Origin of the sequence: Streptomyces sp. NPDC017448, assembly GCF_044330565.1 — a bacterium.
Lineage (GTDB): Bacteria > Actinomycetota > Actinomycetes > Streptomycetales > Streptomycetaceae > Streptomyces.
The window spans coordinates 53764-66982 of record NZ_JBIRLM010000007.1 but is presented as its reverse complement, the minus strand read 5'-3'; the positions used below and the strand labels follow the sequence as shown (position 1 = coordinate 66982).

At 71.5% G+C, this 13219-nt stretch carries 8 protein-coding genes; 5 read left to right on the top strand and 3 right to left on the bottom strand.

The annotated features are described in order from the left end of the window. Positions 1-140: 140 nt before the first annotated feature. The 3 genes from ACH4K1_RS14100 to metH all read right to left on the bottom strand — a co-directional run bounded on the left by ACH4K1_RS14100 (position 141) and on the right by metH (position 6406). Positions 141-1739, bottom strand: a complete 1599-nt coding sequence (locus tag ACH4K1_RS14100) for an ABC transporter substrate-binding protein (RefSeq protein ID WP_398089372.1) — start codon at positions 1737-1739, stop codon at positions 141-143. A 308-nt stretch (positions 1740-2047) separates the two neighbouring features. Further along, entirely contained in the window at positions 2048-2749 is a 702-nt protein-coding gene (locus ACH4K1_RS14095; RefSeq protein WP_398089370.1) for an HAD family hydrolase, read from the bottom strand. A 144-nt stretch (positions 2750-2893) separates the two neighbouring features. Continuing rightward, positions 2894-6406 carry a methionine synthase gene (metH, locus tag ACH4K1_RS14090; protein WP_398089369.1) on the bottom strand — a complete coding sequence of 1171 codons (3513 nt, stop codon included), beginning with the start codon at positions 6404-6406 and terminating at the stop codon, positions 2894-2896. Between the two features lie 239 nt (positions 6407-6645). On the opposite strand from metH, the gene ACH4K1_RS14085 reads away from it, so the two are divergent. The 5 genes from ACH4K1_RS14085 (at position 6646) to ACH4K1_RS14065 (ending at position 13149) form a co-directional block, all read left to right on the top strand. Further along, a complete protein-coding gene (locus ACH4K1_RS14085; RefSeq protein WP_398089367.1) occupies positions 6646-7410 on the top strand; it encodes an IclR family transcriptional regulator in 765 nt (254 codons plus the stop codon). A 402-nt stretch (positions 7411-7812) separates the two neighbouring features. Then, entirely contained in the window at positions 7813-8604 is a 792-nt protein-coding gene (locus tag ACH4K1_RS14080) for an MIP/aquaporin family protein (RefSeq protein WP_398089365.1), read from the top strand. A 44-nt stretch (positions 8605-8648) separates the two neighbouring features. After that, the gene (gene glpK, locus ACH4K1_RS14075) at positions 8649-10193 is read left to right on the top strand and encodes a glycerol kinase GlpK (RefSeq protein ID WP_398089363.1); all 1545 of its coding nucleotides are present in this window, start codon (positions 8649-8651) and stop codon (positions 10191-10193) included. Between the two features lie 14 nt (positions 10194-10207). Next, on the top strand, positions 10208-11818 hold the full coding sequence (locus ACH4K1_RS14070) for an FAD-dependent oxidoreductase (protein ID WP_398089361.1): 1611 nt from the start codon (positions 10208-10210) through the stop codon (positions 11816-11818). A gap of 272 nt (positions 11819-12090) precedes the next feature. Then, on the top strand, positions 12091-13149 hold the full coding sequence (locus tag ACH4K1_RS14065) for a PAC2 family protein (protein ID WP_398089359.1): 1059 nt from the start codon (positions 12091-12093) through the stop codon (positions 13147-13149). Positions 13150-13219 lie beyond the last annotated feature (70 nt).

Sequence of the window (13219 nt, the reverse complement as noted above, 5' to 3'; positions counted from 1 at the left end):
GGGGGGGGGGGGGGGGGGTGGGGCGGGGGGGGGGGGGGGGGGGGGGGGGCGGGGCGGGGGGGGGGCCCCCCCCCGCGGCCGGGGGGCCCCCCCCCCCCCGGGGGGGGGGGGGCGGGGCCCCCCACGGCTCTCCGGGGTCGTCAGGCGTTGGGCCGGTTGAGCTCCCAGAGCTGCAGTTCGGAGGTGGCGCTGACGGACCGCTCGACGCCGGCGATCCCGTCGCGGGAGGCCACGTACTGCTTGCCCTGCCAGATCGGGAGCACCGGCACGTCGTCGGCGACGATGTCCTGGAGCTTCTCGTAGGCGTCCGCGGCGGCGGTGCGGTCGGCCGCGCGGCGGGACTGCGGGATGAGCACCTTCTCCGCCTCGGGCGAGCGGTAGGGCGAGTTGAGGAAGTCGTCGGCGTCCAGGAAGGGCGCGGTGTAGTTGTCCGGGTCCGGGAAGTCGGGGAACCAGCCCATGCCGTAGGCCGCGTAGTCGCCGCGCTTCTGCTGGGGGCGGTACGTCGACCACTCCTCGCCCCGGACGGAGACCTTGAAGAGGCCCGAGGCGTTCAGCTGCTGCTGGATCGCCTTGAACTCCTCGGCGGTGGCCGGGCCGTAGTGGTCGCTGGTGTAGTGCAGGGTGAACGCCACCGGCGTCTTGACGTCGGCGTCGTCGAGGATCTTCGCGGCCTTGGCGGTGCTGGGCTCGCCGTACTTGTTGAAGAAGGCGTTGGTGTGTCCGGCGATGGTGGACGGGATGAGCGAGTAGAGCGGTTCGGCGGTGGTGCCGTAGACCTTGCCCGCGATCTGGCCGCGGTCGATGATCTGCGCCATGGCCTGCCGTACCGGCTTGGTGACCACCGGGTCCTTGGTGTTGAAGCCGAGGTAGCTGATGGCGAGGCCGGGCAGTTCGGTGAGGTCGACGCCCTCCTTCGGGTCCACGAGCATGTCGTGGGCCTGCTCGGGCGACATGGCGCGGGTCATGAGGTGGATCTTCTTCTCGTCGAGCGCCTCGCCCATGGCCCCGGCGTCGGGGAAGAGGTCCATCTCCACCTTGTCGTTGAGGACCTTCAGCTGCCCCTTGTACGCGGGGTTCCTGGCGAAGCCGATCTTGACGACGCGGCCGTCCTCGACCTCCGGCTCCATGGTGTACGGCCCGGAACCGTCCACCTGGAAGCCGGTGCGCGCCGCCTTCGCCGGGTACTTCGCCTTCGGGACGATGCCGGCGGCGGGGGTGGCGAGTTTGTACGGGAAGGTCGCGTCGGGCGTGTTCAGGTGGAAGACCACCTGGTCCTCGCCCTTGGTCTCGATCATGTCGATGTTGGCCAGCAGGCCGACCGGTCCGCTGTCCGCGTCGATGTCGATGACGCGCTGGATGGAGTGCTTGACGTCCTCGGCGGTGACGGGCGTGCCGTCGGCGAACGTGAGGCCCGCCCGCAGGGTGCAGCGGTAGCTCTCGTTGGCGGTGTCGGTGAAGGCGCAGCTGCGGGCGGCCTCGGGCACCGGTTCGCCGCCGCCGCTGGGCACGGTGGTGAGGGTCTGCACGGTCTGCCGCAGGACGTTCCAGACGCCCGCTTCGTAGCCGACGGCCGGGTCGAGCGGCGCGGGGTTCTCCTTGGAGGCCACGAGCTGGTCCGTGGTGCCGACGACGATGGCGCCCTTGCCACCGGCGCCGCCGTCCGTGCCGCCGCAGGCGGCGAGCACGGGGGCGAGCAGGCCGACGACGGCCGGCAGCACCAGGGTCTTGCGGTTCATCTGGACGTTCTCCCTCATCCCGGCAGGTGAGGGATCAACGCTAGTAGCCGTGGCTCGCCGCCCCGGACCGTCCGGAGGGCGGCTCGCGCTCCTCCAGCCGCTCACCGGCAGCTCATACGATCATCTTTGCGGACAGAACGGCTGATCCCGTCCACCCGTCGAGGGGTCGGGAGTGAGGAAGGTCACCGGTCACTCCTCTTCACAGATGCGCCCTTCGGATGATCCACATCCACGGAACGTTGGCGGAACGCACACGGGCCGGGCAGAACATCCGCCGTTCGTTCACATCCGTCCGCCCGGCGCCCCGCTCAGCCCGTTCCCGTGATGAGCTTCCGCAGGAAGGCCAGATCGACGTCTTCGAGGGAGCCGACCACCACGCGCCCGGCCGCGGGGGCGATGGGGGCGACGGACGGCACCGCGACGACCCGGCACCCGGCGGCCTCGGCGGCGGCGACCCCGGTCGCGGTGTCCTCCACGACCGCGCAGCGCCAGGGCTCGGCGCCGAAGCCCGCGGCGGCGGTGAGGTAGGGATCGGGGTGGGGCTTGGTCCGGGCCACCTCGTCGCCGGCGACCGTGAGCGCGAAGTGGTGGTGGCCCACCGAGTCCAGCACCCGGTCGATGATCCGGCGGTGGGAGGCGGAGACGAGCGCGGTGGGCACCTCGTGGGCGGCCAGTTCGGCCAGCAGCCGCTCGGCCCCGGGCATCAGCGGCACTCCCCGGCTGATGCGGCTCTCGAACCGGTCGTTGAGCAGCACGGTCAGTTCGTCCAACCGGATGTCGGCTCCGGTGGCGTCGATGAGGTAGCCGGCGCTGCGGGTCATCGGCCCGCCCACGACCACGTCCCGCCAGGACTCCTCCAGCCGGTGCCCGAGCCCGGCGAAGACCTCTTTCTCCACGTCCCACCAGAAGCCCTCGGTATCGACCAGGGTTCCGTCCATGTCGAGAAGGACCGCCTGCAGGGCGGCGCCTTCGGCCGTGCGGGTCAAGGACGCGGGGACCGTACTGGTCATCCGGCACACCTTCCGTAAAGGGACGAGAAGGCCGGCCGCCGCTCCCACGGGTGGGAGGGCGACCGGCCTGCACTGGACCGACCAGTGTACGACGTGTCCGGCCGCGGTGCGCGAAGGGCACGGAACGGCGGCCGGAACACGGGGTTACCGGGCGTTGAAGTACTTCGCCTCGGGGTGGTGGATGACGAGGGCGTCGGTGGACTGCTCCGGGTGGAGCTGGAACTCCTCGGAGAGGTGCACGCCGATCCGCTCCGGCTGGAGCAGGTCGGCGATCTTCGCCCGGTCCTCCAGGTCCGGGCACGCCCCGTAACCGAGCGAGAACCGCGCGCCCCGGTACTTCAGCGCGAACATGTCCTCGACCTCCGCCGGGTCCTCCCCCGCGAAGCCGAGCTCGGCCCGGACGCGGGCGTGCCAGTACTCGGCCAGCGCCTCGGCGAGCTGGACGGACAGGCCGTGCAGCTCCAGGTAGTCGCGGTAGGAGTCGGCGGCGAACAGTTCGGCCGTGGCCTCGCCGATCCGGGAGCCGACGGTGACGATCTGGAGGCCGATGACGTCGGTCTCGCCGGACTCCTCGGGGCGGAAGAAGTCCGCCAGGCAGAGGCGGCGGCCGCGGCGCTGGCGCGGGAAGGTGAAGCGGGTGCGCTCGGAGCCGTCCTCGTGGAGGAGGATCAGGTCCTCGCCCTTGGAGACGCAGGGGAAGTAGCCGTAGACGACGGCCGCCTCCAGGAGGTTGTTGGACTGGAGGTGGTCGAGCCAGCCGCGCAGGCGCGGGCGCCCCTCGGTCTCCACCAGCTCCTCGTACGTCGGTCCGTCGCCGGTCCTGGCCTGCTTGAGCCCCCACTGGCCCTTGAACAGGGCGCCCTCGTCGAGCCAGGAGGCGTACTCCTTGAGCGGGATGCCCTTGATGACGCGGGTGCCCCAGAACGGCGGCTCGGGGACGGGGTTGGTGATGGAGACGTCCGAGCGCACCGAGCCCTCGGGCTCCTCGACCTCCAGCACCGCGGCGTCCTTCTTCGGGACGCGGCGCTGCTTCAGCTCCGGCAGGGCCGCGCCCGGCACCCCGCGCTTGACGCCGATGAGCGCGTCCATGAGGCGCAGTCCCTCGAAGGCGTCCCGGGCGTAGCGGACCTCGCCCTCGTAGATCTCGTGCAGGTCCTGCTCGACGTAGGCCCTGGTCAGCGCGGCGCCGCCGAGGATGACGGGGAAGTCGGCGGCCATCTTGCGCTGGTTCAGCTCTTCGAGGTTCTCCTTCATGATCACGGTCGACTTCACCAGGAGACCGGACATGCCGATGACGTCGGCGCGGTGCTCCTCGGCGGCTTCCAGGATCGCGGAGACGGGCTGCTTGATACCGAGGTTGACGACGTTGTAGCCGTTGTTGGAGAGGATGATGTCGACGAGGTTCTTGCCGATGTCGTGGACGTCGCCGCGGACGGTGGCCAGCACGATGGTGCCCTTGCCCTCGGCGTCGGACTTCTCCATGTGCGGTTCCAGGTGGGCCACCGCGCTCTTCATGACCTCGGCGGACTGGAGCACGAACGGCAGCTGCATCTGGCCGGAGCCGAACAGCTCGCCGACCACCTTCATGCCTTCCAGCAGCGTGTTGTTGACGATGTCGAGGGCGGGGGTGTCCTGGAGCGCCTCGTCGAGGTCGGCCTCCAGGCCGTTCTTCTCGCCGTCGATGATGCGGCGCTGGAGCCGCTCGTCCAGGGGCAGGGCCATCAGCTCCTCGGCCTTGCCCGCCTTCATCGACTTCATGTTGACGCCCTCGAACAGCTCCATGAGCTTCTGGAGGGGGTCGTAGCCCTCGGCACGGCGGTCGTAGATCAGGTCGAGGGCGACCTTGACCTGCTCCTCCTCCAGCCGGGCGATCGGCAGGATCTTCGAGGCGTGCACGATCGCGGAGTCCAGCCCCGCCTTGACGCACTCGTCGAGGAAGACGGAGTTCAGCACCACGCGCGCGGCGGGGTTGAGGCCGAAGGAGATGTTCGAGAGGCCGAGGGTGGTCTGGACGTGGGGGTGGCGCTTCTTCAGCTCGCGGATCGCCCCGATGGTGGCGATGCCGTCGCCCCGGGACTCCTCCTGGCCGGTGCAGATGGTGAAGGTCAGGGTGTCGATGAGGATGTCGGACTCGCGGATGCCCCAGTTGGCGGTGAGGTCCTCGATGAGCCGTTCGGCGATGGCGACCTTGTGCTCGACGGTGCGGGCCTGGCCCTCCTCGTCGATCGTCAGGGCGATCAGGGCCGCTCCGTGCTCGGCGGCCAGAGCGCTGACCTTGGCGAAGCGGGAGTCGGGGCCGTCGCCGTCCTCGTAGTTGACCGAGTTGAGCACGGCCCGGCCGCCGAGCTTCTCCAGGCCGGCACGCAGGACGGGGAGTTCGGTGGAGTCCAGCACGATCGGCAGGGTGGAGGCGGTGGCGAAGCGGCCGGCCAGCTCGGTCATGTCGGCGACGCCGTCGCGGCCCACGTAGTCGACGCAGAGGTCGAGCATGTGCGCGCCCTCGCGGATCTGGTCGCGGGCCATCTCCACGCAGTCGTCCCAGCGGGCCTCCAGCATGGCCTCGCGGAACTTCTTGGAGCCGTTGGCGTTGGTGCGCTCCCCGATCGCCAGGTAGGCCGTGTCCTGGCGGAAGGGGACGTGCTGGTAGAGGGAGGCCGCGCCGGGCTCGGGGCGCGGGTCGCGCTCGGCCGGGGTGAGGGAGCGGGCCCGCTCGACGACGGCCCGCAGGTGCTCGGGGGTGGTACCGCAGCAGCCGCCGATGAGGGAGAGGCCGTAGTCCCGGACGAAGTGCTCCTGGGAGTCGGCCAGCCCTTCCGGGTCGAGGGGGAAGTGCGCGCCGTCCTTGGTGAGGACCGGCAGGCCGGCGTTGGGCATGCACATCAGGGGCGTACGGGAGTGGCGGGCGAGGTAGCGCAGGTGCTCGCTCATCTCGTCCGGGCCGGTCGAGCAGTTCAGGCCGATCAGGTCGATGCCCAGCGGTTCCAGGGCGGTGAGGGCCGCGCCGATCTCGGAGCCCAGCAGCATGACGCCGGTCGTCTCGAAGGCGAGGGAGCAGATCAGGGGGACCTGGACGCCGAGGGCGTCCATCGCCCGGCGCGCTCCGATGATGCTGGACTTGGTCTGCAGCAGGTCCTGGGTGGTCTCGACGATCAGCGCGTCCGAGCCGCCGGCGAGGAGGCCCTCGGCGTTCCGCTGGTAGCCGTCGCGCAGGACGTCGTAGGCGATGTGGCCGAGCGAGGGCAGCTTGGTGCCGGGGCCGATCGATCCGAGGACCCAGCGCTGACGCCCGTCCTTCGCGGCGAACTCGTCCGCCACCTCGCGGGCGATCCGGGCGCCGGCCTCGGAGAGCTCGTGGATCCGGTGGGCGATCTCGTACTCGTTGGCGGCGGAGTGGTTGGCGCCGAAGGTGTTGGTCTCGACGCAGTCGACACCGACCGCGAAGTACTCCTCGTGGACCGAGCGGACGATGTCGGGCCGGGTGATGTTGAGGATCTCGTTGCAGCCTTCGAGGTTCTCGAAGTCCTCCAGCGTGGGGTCCTGTGCCTGGAGCATGGTGCCCATCGCCCCGTCGGCCACCACCACGCGGGTGGCGAGCGCTTCTCGGAGCGCTTCTGCGCGGGTCCGGCTGTCGGCGGCGGATGTCGGCAACGAGGCCATGGATGATCTCCCAGGGATGCGACGGCTGTCGGCTTTGCGTCCTTCTCGGGGAAGGCGCACCCCGCCAGCCTAGCCGGACCGTCGTCGGCGCCGTCGATGCGTCCGAACGGCGGACTGCATGCTGGGCGGGTGCGGCGCGGGCGAGGCGGTGGCGGAGACTTTTCCCCGGAGTCCGGCGGAGGTCGGCATCGACCGATAGTGTTCAGCATTGTCGAACCGAGGTGGAGGAGTACGGCGCGATGGCCAAGAACATCCAGTCGCTGGAGCGGGCGGCCGCGATGCTGCGACTGCTGGCGGGCGGCGAGCGCCGGCTCGGGCTCTCCGACATCGCCTCCTCGCTGGGGCTGGCCAAGGGCACCGCGCACGGCATCCTGCGCACCCTCCAGCTGGAGGGGTTCGTCGAGCAGGACGCGGCGTCGGGCCGCTACCAGCTGGGGGCGGAGCTGCTGCGGCTGGGCAACAGCTACCTGGACGTCCACGAGCTGCGGGCGCGCGCCCTGGTCTGGACGGACGACCTGGCCCGCTCCAGCGGCGAGAGCGTCCACCTGGGGGTGCTGCACCAGCACGGCGTACTGATCGTCCACCACGTCTTCCGCCCCGACGACAGCCGCCAGGTGCTGGAGGTGGGGGCGATGCAGCCGCTGCACTCCACCGCGCTGGGTAAGGTGCTCTCCGCGTACGACCCGGTGGCCCACAGCGAGGTCATGGAGGCGGAGCGCCGCTCCTTCACCGGGCGCACCGTCACCGCGGCCGACGAGTTCGAAGCGATGCTCGACCTGGTCCGCGCCCAGGGCTGGGCCGCCGACGCCGAGGAGACCTGGGAAGGGGTCGCCGCCGTGGCCGCCCCGGTGCACGACCGGCGCAGGATGCCGGTCGGGGCGGTCGCCGTGACCGGCGCGGTGGAGCGGGTGGCCCCGGGCGGGACGCTGCGGCCCGAGCTGATCGCGGCCGTACGCGACTGCGCCCGCGCGGTCTCGCGGGATCTGGGCGCCGGCCGCTTCTGATCCCACCGGACGGGGCGGCGCGGGAGGCGCCGGCCTCCCGCCCGCCCCGGCGTCCCGCGCGGCCCCCCGCGCCCCCCTTACGCCGTACGGCCGCGGCCCCGGCGCCCAGGCGCACCCGAGGACGCCCCCGCCTCAGCCCCGCACGCGGTAACGATCGCGTCGCGCACCGAGTCGTGGGCCACAGAACCCTTGACGCTTCCTTCACCCGGGGGAACACTGCCGTTCAACGGTCGGCATTGTCGAACGCCTAACGGTAATAAGCGTTAGAGTGTGACAGTGCCAAGGGCCGGTCAAGCCCTTACAGATGGGCTGCCCACGCTTCGTGGATACCCATCTGGGGCGCGGAACACCGGCGGGACCGGTGATCCGCTCTCCCCTGGACGAAGGACAAAGGAGTCGCGGGTGTCCAGCTCCGACATTTTCATCGGCGAGACCATAGGGACCGCCGTACTCATCCTGCTCGGCGGCGGTGTCTGTGCCGCCGTCACGCTGAAGAGCAGCAAGGCCCGGGACGCGGGCTGGCTCGCCATCACCTTCGGGTGGGGCTTCGCCGTACTGACCGGCGCCTACCTCGCCGGCGGCGTATCGGGCGCCCATCTCAACCCGGCGGTCACCCTCGGCCTGGCCATCCAGGGCGGTACCGAGTGGGGCCACGTGCCCCTCTACCTCGGCTCGCAGCTGCTCGGCGCAATGATCGGCGCCCTGCTGGTCTGGGCGGTCTACTACGGTCAGTTCCACGCCCACCTGACCGACCCGGAGATCGTCGGGAGCGCCTCCACCGACGAGGGCTTGGTCGACCGGGCCGCCGCCCCGAAGGCGGGCCCGGTGCTCGGGATCTTCTCCACCGGTCCGGAGATCCGCAACGGCGTGCAGAACGTCGTCACCGAGATCATCGCGACCGTCGTGCTGGTCCTGGCGATCCTGACCCAGGGCCTGAACGACGAGGGCAACGGCCTCGGCGTGCTCGGCGCGCTGATCACCTCGCTGGTCGTCGTCGGCATCGGCCTCTCGCTCGGCGGCCCGACCGGCTACGCCATCAACCCGGTCCGCGACCTCGGTCCGCGCATCGTGCACTCCCTGCTGCCGCTGCCCAACAAGGGCGGTTCGGACTGGGGCTACGCGTGGGTACCCATCGTGGGTCCGCTCGTCGGCGGCGCACTCGCCGGCGGCCTCTACAACCTCGCCTTCGCCTAGTCCGAGCCGTACCTCCTCATTTCACAGACTTCCGGGAGCACACCGTGACCGACGCACACACCACCGGCACCCACGGCACCGGCCCGTTCATCGCGGCCATCGACCAGGGCACCACCTCCAGCCGCTGCATCGTCTTCGACAAGGACGGCCGGATCGTCTCCGTCGACCAGAAGGAGCACGAGCAGATCTTCCCGAAGCCGGGATGGGTCGAGCACGACGCGACCGAGATCTGGGAGAACGTCCAGGAGGTCGTCGCCGGGGCCATCGTCAAGGCCGGCATCACCTCCGCCGACGTCAAGGCGATCGGCATCACCAACCAGCGCGAGACCACCCTGCTGTGGGACAGGAACACCGGTGAGCCGGTGCACAACGCGCTGGTCTGGCAGGACACCCGTACCGACGCGCTCTGCAAGGAGCTCGGCCGCAACGTGGGCCAGGACCGCTTCCGCCGCGAGACCGGGCTGCCGCTCGCCTCGTACTTCGCCGGCCCCAAGGTCCGCTGGCTGCTCGACAACGTCGAGGGGCTGCGCGAGCGCGCCGAGCGCGGCGACATCCTCTTCGGCACCATGGACTCCTGGGTCATCTGGAACCTGACCGGCGGCACCGACGGCGGTGTGCACGTCACCGACGTCACCAACGCCTCCCGCACCCTCCTGATGAACCTGCACACCATGGCGTGGGACGAGAAGATCCTCTCCTCCATCGGCATCCCGGCCGCGGTGCTCCCCGAGATCCGCTCCTCCGCCGAGGTCTACGGCCACGCCAAGGGCGGCGTCCTCGACGGCGTGCCCGTCGCCTCCGCGCTCGGCGACCAGCAGGCGGCCCTCTTCGGCCAGACCTGTTTCGCCGAGGGCGAGGCCAAGTCCACGTACGGCACCGGCACCTTCATGCTGATGAACACCGGCCCCACCCCGGTCAACTCGTACAACGGACTGCTCACCACGGTCGGTTACCAGATCGGCGACAAGCCCCCGGTCTACGCGCTGGAGGGCTCCATCGCGGTCACCGGTTCGCTGGTGCAGTGGATGCGCGACCAGATGGGCCTGATCAAGTCGGCCGCCGAGATCGAGACGCTGGCCTCCTCGGTCGAGGACAACGGCGGCGCCTACTTCGTGCCCGCCTTCTCCGGCCTCTTCGCCCCCTACTGGCGTCCCGACGCCCGGGGCGTGATCGCCGGTCTCACCCGCTACGTCACCAAGGCGCACATCGCCCGTGCCGTCCTGGAGGCCACCGCCTGGCAGACCCGCGAGATCAGCGACGCCATGACCAAGGACTCCGGCGTCGAGCTGACCGCGCTCAAGGTCGACGGCGGCATGACGTCCAACAACCTGCTGATGCAGACGCTCTCCGACTTCCTGGACGCGCCCGTGGTGCGCCCGATGGTCGCCGAGACCACCTGCCTCGGCGCCGCCTACGCCGCCGGTCTCGCCGTCGGCTTCTGGCCGGACACCGACGCGCTGCGCGCCAACTGGCGCCGGGCCGCCGAGTGGACACCCCGCATGGACGCGGACACCCGTGCCCGCGAGTACAAGAGCTGGCTCAAGGCCGTCGAACGGACCATGGGCTGGATCGAGGACGAAGAAAGCTGACGAGGAGCATCACCATGACCACCCTGCAGAGCGTTCCCGCCCTCGGAACGCACCCGGCCTCCGGCTCGCTGCCGAGCCGCGCCGAGACCCGGGACCAGCTGTCCCGGGCCACGTACGACCTCCTGGTCATCGGCGGCGGCATCCTGGGCATCTCCACCGCCTGGCATGCCGCGCAGTCCGGGCTGCGGGTGGCGCTGGTGGACGCCGGCGACTTCGCCGGCGCCACCTCCTCGGCCTCCTCCAAGCTCCTCCACGGCGGCCTGCGCTACCTCCAGACCGGCGCGGTGAAGCTGGTCGCGGAGAACCACTTCGAGCGGCGCGCGGTCTCCCGCGAGGTGGCCCCGCACCTGGCCAACCCGCTCACCTTCTACCTGCCGGTCTACAAGGGCGGACCGCACGGCGCGGCCAAGCTCGGCGCGGGCGTCTTCGCCTACTCCGCGCTCTCCGCCTTCGGCGACGGCGTCGGCCACGTCATCTCCCCGGCCAGGGCCCAGCGCGACGTCCCCGAGCTGCGCACCGACAACCTCAAGGCCGTCGCGGTCTACGGCGACGACCAGATGAACGACGCCCGCATGGCGCTGATGACGGTCCGCGCGGCGGTCGACGCCGGCGCGGTCGTCCTCAACCACGCGGCCGTCACGGGTCTGCGCTTCACCCGGGGCCGGGTCACCGGCGCGGAGCTGAAGGACAGCACGGACGGCACGGAGTTCGGCGTCACCGCCCGCCTCGTGCTGAACGCGACGGGCCCCTGGGTCGACCACCTGCGGAAGATGGAGGACCCGAACGCGGCCCCCTCCATCCGCCTCTCCAAGGGCGCGCACCTGGTCCTCAAGCGGACCCGGCCGTGGCGGGCGGCGCTCGCCACCCCGATCGACAAGTACCGCATCACGTTCGCGCTGCCGTGGGAGGACATGCTGCTCCTCGGCACGACGGACGAGGAGTACGAGGGCGACCCGGCGGACGTCGCGGTGACCGAGGCGGACACCGCGCAGATCCTCGACGAGGCGGCGTTCTCGATCAAGGACCAGCAGCTCTCGCGCGATCTGATCACGTACTCCTTCGCGGGGCTGCGGGTGCTGCCCGGCGGCCCCGGCGACACCTCCAAGGCCAAGCGCGAGACGGTCGTCACGGAGGGCCGCGGCGGGATGCTGTCGGTCGCCGGCGGCAAGTGGACGACCTTCCGCCACATCGGCCGCACGGTCATGAACAAGCTGGCGGCCCTGCCGGGCCACCCGCTGGCCGAGGACATGGAGCCGATGAACCGGCTGCCGCGGAAGCTGCCGCTGCCCGGGATCGCCAACCCGAACGCGGTCGCGCACCGGCTGCTGGTCGACGGCCCCGCGCCCGGGCCCCGGATGGCTCCGGACACCGCCCGGCACCTGGCCACGCACTACGGCTCGCTCGCCTTCGACATCGCCCGGCTGGCGAACGAGAACCCGGAGCTGGCCGAGCGCGTCCACCCGGACGCCCCGGAGATCTGGGCGCAGGTCGCCTACGCCCGGGACCACGAGTGGGCCGAGACGGCGGACGACGTGCTGCGCCGCCGGACCACGCTGACGATCCGGGGCCTGGCCACGGACGAGGTCCGCGAGGGCGTCGAGAAGCTGCTGGCCGACCGCGACTGACCTCCCTGATCCACCCCCCACGGGTACGGGAACGGGGGCGGCCTCCCCGTCGGGGCCGCCCCCGTTCCCCTGTCCGCGCCTCCCGGGGGTTCTGACGGGGCGGCGGCACGGGGGCGGGCAGGCCGCCGTGCGCGGGGCCATGATGCACGGTTCCGCCCGGTGATCCACTCCTGGTGGCAGGGTTCACCCGGCCGTGCGGGAGGGCTGCGGCGGGGGGCCCCGGAAGCCGTAAGGTTGCTCCGTACGCATGGAGACAGCGGAAGGAGGCCCGGGTGATCGAGCTCGAGTCGGTGCCCGAGCTGGTCGACCCGGTCATGGTGGCCGCGTTCGAAGGCTGGAACGACGCCGGGGACGCCGCCTCCACAGCGGTCGCTCATCTGGACCGGGAGTGGAAGGGCGAGGTGTTCGCGGCGCTGGACGCCGAGGACTACTACGACTTCCAGGTCAACCGGCCCACGGTGTGGCTGGACGGCGGGACGCGGAAGATCACCTGGCCGACGACGCGGCTGTCCGTGGTGCGGGTCGGCGGCGACAAACCCCGGGACCTGGTCCTGGTGCGCGGCATCGAACCGTCGATGCGGTGGCGGTCGTTCTGCAACGAGATCCTCGGCTTCGCCCATGAGCTGGGCGTCGAAATGGTCGTCATCCTGGGCGCGTTGCTCGGGGACACCCCGCACACCCGGCCGGTGCCGGTGAGCGGGGTCACCTCCGACGCGGACCTGGCGCGGACGATGGACCTGGAGGAGACGCGGTACGAGGGCCCCACGGGCATCGTCGGGGTGCTCCAGGAGGCGTGCACGCACGCCGGGGTGCCCGCGGTCAGCCTGTGGGCGGCGGTCCCGCACTACGTGTCGCAGCCGCCGAACCCGAAGGCGACGCTGGCCCTGCTGAACCGCCTGGAGGATCTGATCGGACTGCGCATCCCGCTGGGCGAGCTGCCCGAGGACGCACGGGCGTGGCAGGTCGGCGTGGACCAACTGGCCTCGGAGGACAGCGAGGTCGCGGAGTACGTGCAGACGCTGGAGGAGGCGCGGGACACCGCGGAGCTGCCCGAGGCGTCCGGCGAGGCCATCGCCCGGGAGTTCGAGCGCTATCTGCGGCGGCGGGACGGCGGCCCCGGGCAGGGGCCGGGCGGCCACGCCACCGAGTCCGGCGACGTACCGTATCTGCGCGACCCCGGCTCCGGCCGCACCCGCCCGCCGATGCCGCCGCGCCCGGAGGCGGGGCGGGGCAGGGCCGCCGACGACCAGGGCGCCAAGGGCCCGGACGAGCCGTCCGAAGGCGAAGCGGGGGGTCCCGGCGACGGTCCGGACCGCCCCGGGGAGGACTGACCGCCGGGCAGGCCGAGGACCGACCGGAGCGCCGCACGGGGAACGATCCCGTGCGGCGCTCCGGCGCGTC

Bases quoted from the DNA above. Each gene is read 5' to 3' on its own strand.
- ACH4K1_RS14095 (WP_398089370.1), bottom strand. From the start codon at position 2,749: ATGACCAGTACGGTCCCCGCGTCCTTGACCCGCACGGCCGAAGGCGCC.
- metH (WP_398089369.1), bottom strand. From the start codon at position 6,406: ATGGCCTCGTTGCCGACATCCGCCGCCGACAGCCGGACCCGCGCAGAA.
- ACH4K1_RS14070 (WP_398089361.1), top strand. From the start codon at position 10,208: ATGACCACCCTGCAGAGCGTTCCCGCCCTCGGAACGCACCCGGCCTCC.
- ACH4K1_RS14085 (WP_398089367.1), top strand. From the start codon at position 6,646: ATGGCCAAGAACATCCAGTCGCTGGAGCGGGCGGCCGCGATGCTGCGA.
- ACH4K1_RS14100 (WP_398089372.1), bottom strand. From the start codon at position 1,739: ATGAACCGCAAGACCCTGGTGCTGCCGGCCGTCGTCGGCCTGCTCGCC.